General features: G+C 71.0%; 14 protein-coding genes and 1 pseudogene. 10 read left to right on the top strand and 5 right to left on the bottom strand.

Annotated features, from left to right (window positions below; genetic code table 11):
* Positions 1 to 455: 455 nt before the first annotated feature.
* Complete coding sequence (locus IEZ31_RS12780) at positions 456 to 728, bottom strand: hypothetical protein (RefSeq protein WP_190250022.1); 273 nt, start codon at positions 726 to 728, stop codon at positions 456 to 458.
* Between the two features lie 197 nt (positions 729 to 925).
* Entirely contained in the window at positions 926 to 1,252 is a 327-nt protein-coding gene (locus tag IEZ31_RS12775; RefSeq protein ID WP_190250021.1) for a hypothetical protein, read from the bottom strand.
* A 446-nt stretch (positions 1,253 to 1,698) separates the two neighbouring features.
* Here IEZ31_RS12775 and IEZ31_RS12770 point away from each other — a divergent pair, with 446 nt between their 5' ends.
* Both IEZ31_RS12770 and IEZ31_RS58850 read left to right on the top strand, forming a co-directional pair.
* Positions 1,699 to 2,541 carry a hypothetical protein gene (locus IEZ31_RS12770; RefSeq protein ID WP_190250020.1) on the top strand — a complete coding sequence of 281 codons (843 nt, stop codon included), beginning with the start codon at positions 1,699 to 1,701 and terminating at the stop codon, positions 2,539 to 2,541.
* 5 nt (positions 2,542 to 2,546) lie between these two features.
* Positions 2,547 to 3,677 carry a helix-turn-helix transcriptional regulator gene (locus tag IEZ31_RS58850; protein ID WP_308429380.1) on the top strand — a complete coding sequence of 377 codons (1,131 nt, stop codon included), beginning with the start codon at positions 2,547 to 2,549 and terminating at the stop codon, positions 3,675 to 3,677.
* 313 nt (positions 3,678 to 3,990) lie between these two features.
* Here IEZ31_RS58850 and IEZ31_RS12760 read toward each other — a convergent pair whose 3' ends face one another.
* Positions 3,991 to 4,983: an SEL1-like repeat protein gene (locus IEZ31_RS12760; RefSeq protein WP_190250019.1), complete on the bottom strand. Its 993-nt coding sequence runs from the start codon at positions 4,981 to 4,983 to the stop codon at positions 3,991 to 3,993.
* A gap of 26 nt (positions 4,984 to 5,009) precedes the next feature.
* Here IEZ31_RS12760 and IEZ31_RS12755 point away from each other — a divergent pair, with 26 nt between their 5' ends.
* The 6 genes from IEZ31_RS12755 to IEZ31_RS12735 all read left to right on the top strand — a co-directional run bounded on the left by IEZ31_RS12755 (position 5,010) and on the right by IEZ31_RS12735 (position 10,473).
* Positions 5,010 to 6,152 (top strand): SEL1-like repeat protein, encoded by a 1,143-nt coding sequence (locus tag IEZ31_RS12755; RefSeq protein ID WP_190250018.1) that lies wholly within the window; start codon positions 5,010 to 5,012, stop codon positions 6,150 to 6,152.
* 184 nt (positions 6,153 to 6,336) lie between these two features.
* Complete coding sequence (locus IEZ31_RS58165; RefSeq protein ID WP_268241660.1) at positions 6,337 to 6,462, top strand: hypothetical protein; 126 nt, start codon at positions 6,337 to 6,339, stop codon at positions 6,460 to 6,462.
* Positions 6,463 to 6,601: 139 nt separating this feature from the next.
* On the top strand, positions 6,602 to 6,742 hold the full coding sequence (locus IEZ31_RS12750; RefSeq protein ID WP_190250017.1) for a hypothetical protein: 141 nt from the start codon (positions 6,602 to 6,604) through the stop codon (positions 6,740 to 6,742).
* Positions 6,743 to 6,768: 26 nt separating this feature from the next.
* On the top strand, positions 6,769 to 8,613 hold the full coding sequence (locus IEZ31_RS12745; RefSeq protein WP_268241664.1) for a RiPP maturation radical SAM C-methyltransferase: 1,845 nt from the start codon (positions 6,769 to 6,771) through the stop codon (positions 8,611 to 8,613).
* The gene (locus tag IEZ31_RS12740; RefSeq protein WP_190250015.1) at positions 8,610 to 9,146 is read left to right on the top strand and encodes a DUF5825 family protein; all 537 of its coding nucleotides are present in this window, start codon (positions 8,610 to 8,612) and stop codon (positions 9,144 to 9,146) included. The genes IEZ31_RS12745 and IEZ31_RS12740 overlap by 4 nt, the downstream gene beginning before the upstream one ends.
* A 16-nt stretch (positions 9,147 to 9,162) precedes the next feature.
* Positions 9,163 to 10,473 carry an MFS transporter gene (locus IEZ31_RS12735; protein WP_190250014.1) on the top strand — a complete coding sequence of 437 codons (1,311 nt, stop codon included), beginning with the start codon at positions 9,163 to 9,165 and terminating at the stop codon, positions 10,471 to 10,473.
* Between the two features lie 272 nt (positions 10,474 to 10,745).
* On the opposite strand, the pseudogene IEZ31_RS12730 reads toward IEZ31_RS12735, so the two are convergent.
* Positions 10,746 to 10,949, bottom strand: a pseudogene (locus IEZ31_RS12730) (IS1634 family transposase); the annotation flags it as partial.
* A 130-nt stretch (positions 10,950 to 11,079) separates the two neighbouring features.
* On the opposite strand from IEZ31_RS12730, the gene IEZ31_RS12725 reads away from it, so the two are divergent.
* Entirely contained in the window at positions 11,080 to 11,559 is a 480-nt protein-coding gene (locus IEZ31_RS12725; protein WP_190250012.1) for a hypothetical protein, read from the top strand.
* A gap of 28 nt (positions 11,560 to 11,587) precedes the next feature.
* Positions 11,588 to 13,579, top strand: coding sequence for an AcrVA2 family anti-CRISPR protein (locus tag IEZ31_RS12720; protein ID WP_190250011.1), 1,992 nt, complete (start codon positions 11,588 to 11,590; stop codon positions 13,577 to 13,579).
* A 291-nt stretch (positions 13,580 to 13,870) separates the two neighbouring features.
* On the opposite strand, the gene IEZ31_RS12715 is transcribed toward IEZ31_RS12720, so the two are convergent.
* Positions 13,871 to 14,213: hypothetical protein (locus IEZ31_RS12715; protein ID WP_229834832.1), on the bottom strand; the 343-nt coding region annotated here is incomplete at its 5' end.

Below are 14,213 nucleotides of genomic sequence, written 5' to 3'. Positions count from 1 at the left end.
GACCTCTGTGGTGGAGCGCGGCGACCACGCTGCGCCGAGCCGGAGGAGGCGCATCTACGGTGGACGACGACATGACCGGTTCGCCCGCGCGCGGCGGGAGCCGCCGCCAGGCGCGGAGGATCCGTCCGAGCGGTCGGTGGGGTGCCGGCGCCCCAGCTTGTCGCTGCGACGTACGCGCGGTTCCAACTGTCCCGGTGTGGCGTCCAGACGATGCCGAGTTCTTCCAGTGCGGTGCGCCGCTCCGGCCGGAGCGAATGGGTCAGGCCGGTTGCCCGGGCAGGCTCGGCTGGCGGGCGCCTGTCACCTCGTCCGGCGCACTCGCTCGTACGCCTGGTGCGGGGTCGCCGGTTGGACTCGGCGGGCCCGGCGGCGGTGTGCGGCCGCCGCATGGCCAGCGCCGAAAACCGGCCGGGTGCGGGACCCGGCGACGCCGAGCGCCGCGCCCCAGATGGCCGCTACTGCTCGGCGAGATCCGGCCGCCACATCCGGATCTCGTCGTCCAGGTCACCGCTGCGCACGTCGTTGAGTGCAGCCATGTAGCCGATCTCGATGGCGTTGACGAGCATCCGCAGCACTTCGGTCGGGGCATCCTGGTAGCCGTACCCCGACCAGAGGTTGGCCACGGCGTCGTAGGCCTGGCGGGCGTCGCCCGAGTCGTGGGTGGTGCTGGCGTGCAGGTTCGCGATGGCCTCGGCCCATTGGTTGACGTCGTACTCCGAGAAGGACATGACGGCAAGTATGGGCGGGTGCCGGACCGTGGAACTACGAGACCGGGCACCGCGATCCGCCGGGGGGACACACAGTTGCGTACGCCGACGACGAGTGGCCTGAACGGCCACAGGCCCAAGCGTCCACGGTCCGGCGCAGTGGCCGGCGAGCCCCGCAACCCGGCCACCTCACCGCGGAGCTCGGGTCGGCCGGCGGCTTACGCCTGAGGCCGAGTGGGATCACCCAGCTCGAGGATGCGCTTCACATGCGGCGCCACCAGACTGCCACCGACCAGCAGCAGCGCAGCGCCCCATGCGGCGTTGGCGAGCCACTCGACGCTTCCAGGTTCGGCCGTAGCGAGCACGACGACCGCTTTCACCTCACCGGCGATGATCACGGCGATCGCCGCTCGCCGGTACCGGCGGGCCAGGCCGCGCAGGATCCCGTTCTCACGCTTGAGCTGCGTCAGTGCCTGCTGGGGATGCGGTGGACCGGCCTGCAGAGCGTTGGCCGATGCCAGGCTGATTTGCGGCTTTCTCGGCATTTCGCCCCTCCTTGAGCTTCATGGCCGGATGCGGTTCGTGTGCCAGGATCTAGCTCGGCGGGCGGGTCGTGGCCCACGCCTGCGGATTGACGGGAACCTCACCGAAAAAAGTTCGGCCTGCGGCGTGGGCATCCCGCGACGGCGCGAGATAGCAGTCGAGCGGAAGCAGCCGACGGGAAGCCGAAGGCTGGCACAGCGACACGATCGGGTCCGATTGATCTACAACTCGTTCGTGCGGCGCAGTTACACAGGCAACAGCCGATGCATGCTCGGCCCGGGTGGCACTGACGTGTCCGCAGCTCCAACCGGGCCAGCGGGTACCACCAGACTAGGAAGGGCAGACCGATCCAGCCGCGACCGGGCCGAGCTGTGCGAGCCGCCACAACCTGGCAACGGCTCGCGGCGGATGACGCCCGAATCCGGCAACCACGCCCGGCAGGTGGCTGGTGATCGAGGAACCCGAGACGCCTGCTTCTGGCCTCGACGAGGAGCTCGACGAGAACTCCGACGGGGACCTCGATCCGATCTTCGCCGACGACATCGACTTCATGGTCGACCTTCGCCAGGTTGCGGTCTCAGCAAGTCGGCTCGATGATCGACCGGACGAGGACGCAGCCGGTAAGGATCCGCATGTTGCCGACGCGATGCTGCTGGACCGCCTCTTCGCCGCGGGGCTGCGCGGGGCGGAGTACGAGGCCTTCATTCTGGAACTCACCAAGTACGGGCTGGCCGTGATGACCGCGTGGACGATCGACGGAACGGCGTTCACGCGGGCGTGGAAGCTTGGCCGGCCGGTGGCGGCAGCGCACCGCCCCGTTGCGCAGCACAGCCGGCGCGACGACGCCATGGCGATCGCTGACCTCACCGTCACGCTCGGATTGCAGCTGTTCGACCAAAAAGTGCTGCGGCAACGTGTCTGGCGGCCCGATCGCGGCGCGAGCATCAAGACGTTCTTCATCGGCGGCTGCCTGCTGAAGCTCAGCAACGCCTGCCGGATGTGGCGGGCGGACACGCCGGTCTGTGAGGTGCCCACCGGCGAGCCGCTACCGCAGGTTCCAGTGCAGCGCGAGGGCACCGACCCCCAGGACGTGATGATCCTGCGGGACCTGATCGTCCAGGCAATCGGCGACGAGTCCGACCAGGTCAAGCAGATGCTGCTCATGGCCGGGGAAGGGTTCACCCATCGCGAGATTGCGAAGACCATCGGCGGTGATCTGACCGATCGGAGTGTCGAGGCGGTGCTCCATCGTGCTCGGCGACGAGCCCGGCTACGTGTTCAGGGGAGGTGACGACGGTGCGAACCATTCTGGTGTGTGTGCGAACGCAAGTCGCGGCACAGACGGTCGCCGCTGCCGCGGCGAGGCTCGGGGTGGCACACGCGGTGCGAACCGCCGTCACCATGGTCGAGGCCCTCGCCCGGCTGAGTGAGCAGCCCGCGGACCTGGTGCTCGCGGACCCGGCCCTCGGCCGGCCAAACGCCGCGGAGTTCTCCCGCCAGCTCCTCGCGGTGGCGCCCGGCGCGACGGTGGTCTTCTTCGGCACGGAGGAGCCCCGGGCCGCGGCCGCCGCGATCGCCGCCGGCGCGCGGGCGGTCATCCGCTCCGACACGGCCGACCCGGTGACCACGCTCGCGAAGGCGGTGCTGCTGGTGCTGAGCCAGGTGCGCGGCAACGACGAGCCGGTGCTCCAGGCACGCGTCGGCACGCCCACCCAGGCCAGCCCCGGCGGAGTCGTTCCGGTGGCCGCGCGCGGCCTGACCCGCACGGCGGCTGCGCCCGCCGCCCGGATGGTCGGCGCCGGCGTGCCGCAGCAGCGCGGCGACATGTCGGGCCTGCCGCAGCAGCGCACCTGGTCAACGAGGCCAGCCCTGAACGACAAGGACCTTCGGGAGTTCTGGGGCCTCGTCGAGGCGTCGTCCCTCGGCGTAGATGGCGCACGACAGCTGCGGGAACTGGTCGACCCCGTCCGCTCGGCGTTGGTCGCGTCCAAAGCAGGACTCGGCGCTGGTACGCCAGCAACCCGGTACCTGCTGGCCGATTTTGTGGCCGTGTGCTACTCCGGCCACGGACCGGAGCATTCGGCACTGACGCAGGTCCGCACGCTGTCCCAGCTGCTGCTGGCAGCTGGGCGGCGGGGCGAAGCCATCGAGTTGTGGCGTCTGGCAGCCGCGGCGGGCGAGGAAGACGCATCCAACGAGCTGGAGTGGCTACAGGCACCAGCCCGACGACGGGTCGAACTCACCGAACGCGAACTCCAGGTCCTTCGTGGCATGGCGGACGGCAAGAGCAACGCAGAAATCGCCCGTGAGGTGTTGGTGTCAGAGGACACCGTCAAGACCCACGCGCGGCGCCTCTTCCGCAAGCTCGGAGCCCGTGACCGCGCCCACGCCGTGGCCGCTGCATTCCGGGCAGGGCTGATCAGCTGAGCGCCTCAGCAGCCCCGTACGCTGTGGCTTCTGGCGGCGGCTCGACGCGGTCGTGGTCTGACGCGGCGGGCCGCCCCAGGCCTCCGGGCCGCTCCGCGAACGAACTGGTGCAGCGCTTCCGCCGCCATCGTCAGTAAGCGAGCGCGGCGCCAGCTGCCAGGCCGACGGCCTGGCCAGGGCGAGGGTGTCGACGCTGGGTACGGCCTCGATCTCCGGGCCCGGCCGTGCCGATGCGCTGGGTGCCGGTGGACCACAAGGCCGTCGAGTCTCTTCGGCAGGCACCGGGAAGGTGCCGGCGCTCAGCGCAGGTTGCCTAGCTTCTGAGTTGGCTAAATCGACCAAAGTCCAAGCCTGAAGCAGGCGTGCCTGCGCCGGTCAGCCCGAACTGGCGCAGGCGGGCAGCGTTGAGGCTGTCTCCGGCCTGGTCTCGGAGCGAGGCCAGGGCGTACAGCGGGGCAGCGTCTGCGCCCCTGTCGGCGGCCCGTTGGTACAGCGATTCAGCGGCAGCGGTGTCTCCCGCCTGCTCCCGCTGTCTCGCCAGATACTGCAGTGCCTTGACATCGCCGTGGTCGGCGGCCTTCTGGTAGAGCGTTTCGCTGCCGACCGTGTCTCCCGCTCGCCACCGCTGCTGAGCGAGGACCACCAGGACGCCAGTGTCGCCCCGGGCAGCGGCGCGTAGAGCCAACGCTTCCGCACCGGCGGCGTCCCCGGCCCCGTCCCGCTGCAGCACCAGGCCCCTGTATGGGTTGAGACCGTCCCAGTCGGCGCGGGCGGCCAATGCTTCCGCGCCGGCCGTGTCCCCGGCCTGCTCCCGCAGTCGGATGACCTCCATCCGCGCCGGGATGCTGCCCTGCTCGGCGGCCTGCCGGTACAGCGTCTCGGCGCCGACCACGTCGCCGGCCCGCTTCCGCAGGCGTGCCCAGGACAACAGCGCTGCAACGCTGCCGTGGTTGGCGGCCCGCTGGTACAGCGCTTCGGCGCCGCGGGTGTTCCCGGCCTCGAGTCGCAGCCATGCCAGGGCCGACTGTGCGTCGGTGCTGCCGCGCTCAACGGCGAGGGCAGCGACGGCTTCCGCGCCGGCCGGGTCCCCCGCCTGTTCCCGCAGCCGGGCCACATCAACCAGCGCCGGGATGCTGCCCAGCTCGGCGGCCTGCCGGTACAGCGCCTCGGCGCCGACCACGTCGCCGGCCCGCTTCCGCAGGCTGGCCAGGGTTGTCAACGCGTCGGTGCTGCCGCGGTCGACGGCGCGGACAGCTTCGGCTTCCGCGCCGGCCGGGTCCCCGGCCTGTTCCCGCAGCCGGGCCACCTCCGACAGCGCCCCGATGTCGCCCGGTGCCGATCTATCAGCTGATCCTGGTCACCGCTACCGGCCGGGTGCGCCACCGCCTCGCCCTGGTCCCCGACCCGGCGGCCGTCCTGCTGCTGTCGCACAACCCGGGCCTGGGCGAGCAGGTCGCGGCTGGGCTGCGCACCCTGCTGCACGACCGGTCCCGCCCACCGGTGCTGGTCCTGGCCACGCTGTGGCCGCAGTATTGGGACACCCTGACCACCGCCCCCGGCCCGGCAGCCCGGACGTGTACGGCCAGGCCCGGCAGCTGCTCGGCGGGCGCCACCCTCCACGTGCCAGACGCCTTCACCGCCACCGACCTGCAGACCCTGCACAACACCTCGGGCGGCACAACGGGCGTCGACCCCCGGCTCGCGTTTGCCGCGAACGCACCTGATGGGCGAGTGACCCAGCAACTGGCCGGGGTGCCGGCCCTGATCGAGCGGTACACGCAGGCCAACTCGGTGGCCCGGGCCGTGATCGACGTGGCGATCGACGCCCGCCGGCTCGGCCACCCCCGTGACCACGACTGGAACTCGGTGGGCGAGGACTGGCTGGAACAGGCCCTCGCCTACACAGCCAAACCGTGCCGCGGCGTCCCCGGACCACTCACCCGCATCCGGCCCCGCCCCGGCCAACCAGCAACCGGGCAGCCGCACTACCGCCTCGCCGACTACCTCGAACAGACCGGCCGCATCGACCGCCGCCGCCATCTTCCCGCCCAGCGCATTCTGGAACGCCGCCGCCAACGTCCTCACCGACACCGACGCCCTCTGCGAACTCGCCCGCCAGGCCGACCACCGTGGCCCGGTATGCCCGCGCCGTCCAACTGGCACCGGCACACCGCTGATCAGGGCGACGTTCGGTCTTTGCTGTATCTGGCCAGGCGGCAGGATGCAGTTGGGGACGCAGCTGGTGCGGAGGCCCTGCTGCAACAGGGCGCCGACCGCGGCGATATCGGCGCGCTGTGGGCGCTGGCCGAGCGGCGGGAGAAGGCCCGGGATGCCGCTGGTGCGGAGGCCCTGCTGCAGCGGGCCGCCGACCGCGGCCACACCTACGCGCTGCGGGACCTGGCATGGCGGCGGGGAAGTTCCTGCAGCGGGGGCGGGTCGTCATCGACTTCGTCGACCTGTCGCAGCTCGCGTTGATGACCGGCATGTTCGGCACGGAGCGGCGGAGGCGATCGTCGGGGCGCTGGGCGGGCGCACGAAACCGGCCGCAGGTCGGTAGGCTCGCCGGCTCAACCCGGCCGGCCCGGCCCGGGCCCTGTTCCGCCGCGACAGCACCCCGTTCGGCCTGCGGATCAGCTCGATCAACAACCCGTTGGGTCCGGTGCCGACCTACCAGCTGATCCTGGTCACCGCCGGCGGCCGGGTGCGCCACGGCCTCGCCCTGGTCGCCGACCCGGCGACCACGGCCGGCGCGGCAGCCGGGGTCACGCTGCGCGACCCGACGTGAATAGTCAACAGCGTGGCGCGCTTGGGCAACAGCGTGGCGCGATTGGGCAATGTGCGGTCTGCCTCCATGCGTGACAATGCTGCATACCGATGCACTTAACAGTGCGTCGCGAATTGATCACAGTAGAGGGGGATCGGGGATGAAGCTGAAGAAGACCGAGATCCGCGGTCGGGTGGCGCAGCAGCGTACCTACGAGTGGTGCGCGCCGATCGGAACGCGCCGGGACGAGGCCCTGGAGATGGATCGGCAGCCAGCAGCCGTCTCGTTCATCGAGAGCTGACGTCAGTGCGACTGTGTCTGGTCGCAATGCCGTGGATGGCCATCGACACCCCGTCGTTGGCCATCGGCATTCTGCGCAGCCGGGTGGGCGAGGTGTCGCCGAACGTCGACGTGACGGAGTACCACGGCGCGCTGCACTGGGGTGAGTATCTGCTGGCAGCCACGGGCGGGCAGCTGACGCCGGCGGAGTACATGCGGGTCGCCGACGACGGCATCATCCAGGGAGTGGGTGACTGGGTCTTCGCCGGGTCGCTGTATGACGACCCCGCCTGGCATGCCACCGCACTGCGGCGTCACACGGCGAGCCTGGGCGACCTCGTCCCCGTCGCCGAGCAGATGCGCGAGCTCGCGGACGGGTTCGTTGCCCAGGCGACCAGTGACATCCTGAGTCGGGACCCCGACGTGGTCGGGTTCACCACCTCGTTTATGCAGACGGTGCCCAGCTTGGCTGTAGCTCGCCACATCAAGCGCTTGCGTCCCGAGGTGCAGATCGTGCTGGGTGGTGCGCACTGCGACGGGTCGATGGGGCATGCGCTGCACCGCAACCACCGATTCGTGGACTTCGTGGCGCGCGGCGAGGGCGAGGTGACATTGCCGGCGCTCCTGGCACACATCGCTGAGGGGACGGCACCGCGTGCCGTGGCCGGGGTGTGCTGGTGGGACGGGGATCGGTCACAGGCGAACCCGGAGAACGTCGGCACCATCTCTCCGGACCTGATCCCGATGCCCACCTACGACAGCTGGTTCGCGGCCATGGACGTCTCGCCGACGCGCGAGTACCTGTCGCCGTACCTCTACATCGAGGGCTCGCGCGGGTGCTGGTGGGGTGAGCGGCACCAGTGCACCTTCTGCGGTCTCAACCCGGCCACGATCGGCTACCGCAGCAAGCCGGCGGACCGGTTCTGGAACGAGCTGACCACGTTGGCGGCCCGGCACCAGGTGCTGGATGTGATGACCGGCGACAACATCATCGACCATGCCTACTACCGGGACTTGCTGCCCCGGCTGGTCGAGTCCGGGTGGGACCTGAAGATCCAGTTCGAGGCCAAGGCCAACGTGCGGCCGGATCAGGTGGCCATGCTCGCCGCAGCAGGCGTGCACGCGGTCCAGTTCGGGATCGAGAGCCTCAACCAGCGCGTCCTCGACCTCATGGACAAGGGCGTGAGCGGCGCCACCAACATCCGGGTCCTCCGCCTGTCGGAGGACAACGCCCTGACCGTGATGTGGAACTACCTCTACGGTTTCCCTGGCGAACTGGAGGCCGACTACTGGCCGACGATCGAGCAGATGCCGGCGCTCGTCCACCTCCAACCGCCGAGCGGCGCGATGCGGATCCTGCTGGAGCGGTTCAGCCCCTACTTCGAGCGACCGGAGCTGGGATTCGCCGAACGGGTCCCGCTGCCGTTCTACCGGCACATCTACGACCTTCCCGACGAGGAGCTGTTCGACCTCGCCTACTACTTCAACAGCAGAAACGCGGGCATCGAGGGCACCGTCGAGAACGCGCTGATCGAGGCGGTCGCCCAGTGGAGGAAGGACTACCCGGTCTCATCGCTGTTCATGATTGACGGACCGGGGGCGACGACCGTGCACGACCGCCGGCGCGGCTGGCCCGAGCAAGACCATGTGCTACAGGGTTGGCAGCGAGCCGCATACCGGCTGCTGGAGCGGCCATATCGCGTGCTGGCGCTGCACAAGCGTCTGGGGGAGCAGGGTCACCACGTGCAGCAGGACGAGCTGCAGGGCTGGCTGGCCCAGTGCCAAACCGACGGCCTGGTGTTCAACGACGCCGCGAACTACGTCGCGCTGGCCACGAACGACGTCGCCGTGCACCTCGCGACCGAGCGGGGCGAGCAGGTGGTGCACGCGTGATCAGGGACGCATCGGTGCTGGTCCGGCCCCGCACTGTCCAGGTGGACCAGAGGATGGTGCTCAGCAGTGCTGAGCCGCAGGCCACGATCTCGTTCGTGACCCGGCTCCGCGACCTGCAGTCAGCCTCGACCGACGTGCTCTGGCACGGCTTGGTGACGGCTGACATCGACGTCACGTTGCTGGTGCACCTGGCCCCGCCACAGCCCGACGCCGACATGGACGGGCGGATGGACCACTGGCGCACCGTTCATCGTCCCGGGCTGTGCTTCTTCCGGACCGGGCCCGGGTTCATCGAGATCAGGGATACCCGCCGGCCGCTCGGGTCCGCGGCCCGTTTCGTGATCGATGACCCAGACCTGATGGATGCCTTCAAGCGGTTCCTGAACCCGTGTCGCCTCGCCGACCTGTCCGCCATCCACCAGGAGGCGGCGCAGCTGCTCCTCGAGGAGCAACTGCTGCTGAGCCTCGGCGGATGGGTCACCGCGCTACCGAACCGCATGCGCCGGTGGCCTATCCCCAGCCCGATCGTCTGAACGCTGAAGGAACCAGATGAGTCTCGGTAGGACTGCGGGTGCAGCCCGGAATCCAGCACAGCCGCTGCGCCACAACCGCGACTTCCTGTTGCTGTGGAGCGGTCAGGTGGTTTCCACGGTCGGCACCAAGATCAGCGGCCTGGTGTACCCCTTGGTGACCCTGGCGCTCACCGGGTCACCGACCAAGGCCGGGCTGGTGGGCTTTGCGTTCACGCTGCCAGGACTTATCTGGTACCTGCTGGCCGGGGCGCTGGTTGACCGGTGGAACCGCAAACTGGTGATGATGATCGCCGACGGCGTCCGGGCGATCGCGGTGGGCAGCATCGTGTTCGCCCTGCTGGCCGGCCAACCCGCCCTGTGGCAGCTGATGCTCGTCGCGTTCATTGAAGGGTCCGGCGGCGTGTTCTTCCAGCTCGCCGAGGCCGCGGCACTGCCTCACGTCGTGACAGCCGAACAACTGCCGGCCGCGGTGGCCCAGAATCAGGCCCGCGAGCACGGCGCCAGCCTGGCCGGCCAGCCGCTGGGCGGCCTGCTGTTCCAGCTTGGCCACGTGGTGCCATTCCTCACCAACGCGGTGTCCTACCTGGCCTCGCTCGGCTCCCTGATGCTGATCCGGCCGCAGTTCCAGCAACCGCGTGACCGCCCACCTCGCCGATTGTTCACCGAGATGGGCGAAGGAATCGCCTGGCTGTGGCGGCAGCACCTACTGCGCTCGCTGGTCGCGATCGCCGCGCTGGGCAACCTGGCGATCGGCGCCCTGCCGCTGATCCTGATCGTTCGGATGCAGCAGTTGGGGGCTCCATCTGTCGTGATCGGCCTGCTGTTCGGGCTTATCGGCGGGGGCGCGGTGATCGGCGCGGTGCTGGCACCCTGGCTGCAGCGCAGGGTGCCAGCACGCGTCATTCTGATCGGTTCGCTGTGGGCATGGACCGCGCTGCTGGGCACGCTCGCCACGCTGCCCAACGTAGTCGCGATGGGCTTGGTCATGGTGCCCGTCACACTGCTGGCCCCGGTGCTGAACGTGATCGTCGCCGGATACCGCTACGCCCTCGTGCCAGATCGACTGTTGGGGCGAGTGACCAGCGTCCATCGACTGATCTCCCTGGGGCTCAGCCCGGTCGCCGTCCTCGGAGCGGGGTTGGTGGTGTCCCACCTGGGATCCATCCCTGCCTTCGTGATCGCGGCCGCGGTGATGGCCCTGACCGCCCTGTGCGCAGTCGCCATCCCGGTCGTGCGAAGAGCACCAAACGTAGACACGCTCATCACCCGAACCAACGAACTCGATCAGCACGCATCGAGCTCGGCTTCGCCGGCGACGCAGACGTAGGCAACCAGCCAGACCCGGCAACCGGCGCCGAGCCTGCCCCGCCGCGCTACGGCGGCGTATCCGGACGGTCAGCGCGGACCAGCGGTCAGCATCACATCGCTATGAGTAACACGGCAATGCGTTAGCCCCGAACCAGCCGTCTTTTGATGGCCTCATCACGCCTGCGTTCCGCGCTTGAGCATCGATATAGTCCGCGCATCTTGGGCCTGAGCTGGTGAAACGACTATAAGCCCGGTGACAGGCGTGTCACTAGGCGACGGTATGTGTGCTGGTCAGAGCGCTGCGGCTGGGGTGGCGTCGAAGACGCGGGGTGGCTCAGTCAGGCCGAGGGTGGTGAAGGTCTTCTTCTGCGCGGGGTTGAGCTCGGTGCGTTGGCGGAAGGTGCCGGCGGGGCCGTGGAAGGTGCCGAGGTGGATGCGGTCGAGGCTGGCGCGGATCGTCTTCCAGGTGTCGCCGGTGGTGGTCTCGGTGATGCGGCCGCCGGCCGGACGTGCCGCACCGCCACCCCGGCCGTCGGGATCCGCCGGGCGTGCTGCACCAACGGTGATGAACGACAACCGTCTGTGTCATACCCGCCCGGCGTGAGCACGATGGGAGACTACGGCAATGACGGAAGTCGAACCACCGGCAGCCGGCGATCCGGACCCCGCCGACCTTGCCCAGCGGCTGCGCGCCATCCGCGATGAGACCGCCCGCGAGCGGTACCTGCGCGCAGCCGCGGAACGCACGTCCGCCGAGCGGCCCTCGGTGCAGGCCGCTCTGCTGGCTGCCGAACGCGACCGCGACACCCTGACCTCCGACCGGGTCCTCGCTCTGCGCGAACGGGCCACCGGCCTGGCCGACCGGCTGAGCACCGCGTTCACCCGCACCGATCACCTGCGGCTGCTGCACGGGCGGCTGCTGCGCGCATCGCACCTGCCCGACCTCGGCGAGCCCGGCGCCCGGCTGGCCGCGCTGTTCGCCGAGGAGGCGCAGATCCGCCGGCGGCTTACCGCGGACCTCACCACGGCCGGGGTCGAATGGTTCACCGTGCCGGCCGGGCTGGAGACCGGCCCGCAGCCGGGAGCGGCCGATGGCACGCGGTAAACATGCGAGGGCCAAGCACAGTCGCGACGTGCAGGGCCTTACCGCGCAGATCGAGCAGGCGCAGCGCGACCTCGCCGCCGAACGCGCCCGGCGGGTCCAGGCGGAGGCCGACGCGGCCGAAGTGGCATCCCTGCGCGACCTGCTGGCCCGGCGACAGGCCGAACGCGACCACGCTACCGAAGCCGAGCGGGTCCGGCTGGCCGGCGAGGTCGACCTGCTGGCCGACGCCGTCGCCCGCATCGAGCCGCTCGACAAACGGCTCGGCACGGCGTGGGAGGCGCTGCTGCGCCGGGTGGAGGCCACGCTGGGCGGCAGCGCCCTGGAGAACGCCGAAGCCCTGATGGCCCTGATCGGTCGGCCGGGGGCCGTCATCACCGACATCGACCGGGGCGATCATGACGTCGACGCGGTGGTCGCCATCCAGGCCGCCCGCCGGCAGCGGCGGGCCACCGCACGGTCGGCGCCGCGATCCCAGCAGCACGACTGGATGGCGCCGCTGCTGCGCCAGCCGTGGCGCAGCACGATCGAACGGCTCGGTCACGCAGAAGAGGCTGCGCACACCGAGGCCGGCCGCGCCGGCCTGCACGACGCACGGGTGGTCGCTGCCAGGGTCGCCGCCACCACCGTTGGCGCCATCGACCTCGACGCGGTCCACGCCTGGCATCCGCTGCCCTGGCTGGCCGAGGGCGACGCCGGCCATCCGGTGGCCGCCGCACTGGGCCACGAACCCGCCCGCGAACCCGGTAGCACCATGCCGGGCGTGCCGCCGGCCGGGGACGGCCCGCTGACTGCTGCGCTGGCCGCGACCCGGCGCGCCAGCCTGGCCGCCGAAGGCGCCGCGGCGTTCACCGGACGGCTGCGCGACGACCTGGCCCGCAACGCCGCCATCTCCCGCGCCGGCGGGCGGATGCAGGCGCCGTGGTCGCCCCGTCCGCACTTCCCGCACCCCGGTGACGCACTCGACCTGCGCCACCTCTACGGCCTGGCCGCCCTCGGCGCCTGGTCACGCCACGCCGACGGCACCGGCGGTCCGGCCGTGGTCGGCCAGCAGGCCGTCGCCGCGGTCGGGCTCAACACGGCCGGGCTGTTCTGGCTGCCGCCCGGGCAGACCAGTGCCTTCGTCGCCGGCACGCCGCTGCCCGACGAGGACCTCGCCGAGATTCGGCTGCCCTATCCCCAGGTCCTGCTGTGCTGCTCCGACCCGATCGTCGTCCCGCCGGCCGAGCCGGGCAGCGCTGCGTCCCTGACGACGCTGGACGCCCGGCTGCTGGAATTGACCCGCACCACGCGGCCGGTGAGCCTCGCCGACATTCACCCGTCCCCGGCTGGCACCCCGGTCACCCTGTGGGAGGCCATCAGCGCCCGCGGCGCGCTCGTCGAAGCCGTCCTGCTCCTCGGCGACAGCCTCGGCCACCTCGACGACCTGTTCGCCTGGTGTCTGGCCGTACCGTCCGCCACCGGCGGCATGCTCGGCCGCTACGTCGTGCCCGCCCGGCGTAGCACGACCCGCTGGGCCGCCGAGGTCGGCAACCTCGCCGCGGTGGCCGCCTGGGCCGACTGGCACGAACCCGACCGTGAACTGCGCCTGCCCGACGCCGGTAACCGCGCCGGCTGGGAGCGGCTGGGCACGGCCAGTGACTTCCGGCGCCTGGCCCGTTACGGCGGCGCCGGCGCCGTGCGGGTCCTCAACGTGAAACGCACAACCGTCAGCGACCCGGCCGACGGCGGCACCGGTCGAACCCTCGCCCCGCACGCCCGCCGCGGCCACTGGCGCCGCCAGCACCACGGCCCCGGCGGCGCGCTGGTCAAGCGGGTTCGGGTCGCGCCGACGCTCGTCAACGCCGGCCGGGTCGCGATGGCCCCGCGCGTCTACCGGCTGCCCGAGCCGGACACCGGCACCCCCGCACCACCCGTGCAGCGCCGCGACGGGGACAGCACTCGGGCTGGCGGCGCGCCAGCGGACAGCACCCTGACACCGACGGGGACCGGCGCCGCGACCGTGGACGGAACACCGCGATGAGGGGCACCAGCGCGGAGGTGTTCGCGGCGCCTCATGTCAGGCACGGCGAATCTGCTGACATCGAAATGGGCGACAAGCGCTGACATCGGCGTGGCGCATCGCAGGAGCAGTGCCGAGTACTGCGGCAAGAACTTGTGCACGACGGGTGCGCCGGGGCCGGCGGGGGGACGGCGGCTGGCGCACGGGACACCCAATTCTGCAGCCCGCAGTGCCGCAAGACGTATCACCGGCTGCAGCGCCGGCCAGCTCCCGGGCGCTAGGGCGGCCGTGATGGCCGCGGAGCGCTGGCGGTCATGCGCCGGCGGACGGTGCGGCGTGGCCGCCGACGGCGAGTTCGTGCAGGGACGGCGGCAGGATCTGGGGCAGGAGCTCGAACTGGGCGTCGGGCACCAGCACCCGCAGACGTTGCAGGCCCGCGCCGATCTCGAGCAGGACGATGGCGTTCGTCACTCGGGTGTCCGTGGACCAGCGGCGGTCGCGGAGCACTTCGCGGACGAAGTAGCGCGGCATGCCCAAGGCGGCACCGAGCATCCAGCGCAGCGTCGCCTGGCCGAGCGCACCGCTGTCGAGTTCGGCTTCGACGGCGGCGCACTCGGCCAGCGCCCACTCGCGCATGTCCGCCGCCGCCCGCCAC

This window comes from Dactylosporangium sucinum (assembly GCF_014647515.1).
Taxonomy (GTDB): Bacteria; Actinomycetota; Actinomycetes; order Mycobacteriales; family Micromonosporaceae; genus Dactylosporangium; species Dactylosporangium sucinum.
Note: the sequence above shows the minus strand (reverse complement) of the source record. Positions and strands in the feature narration are given on the sequence as shown.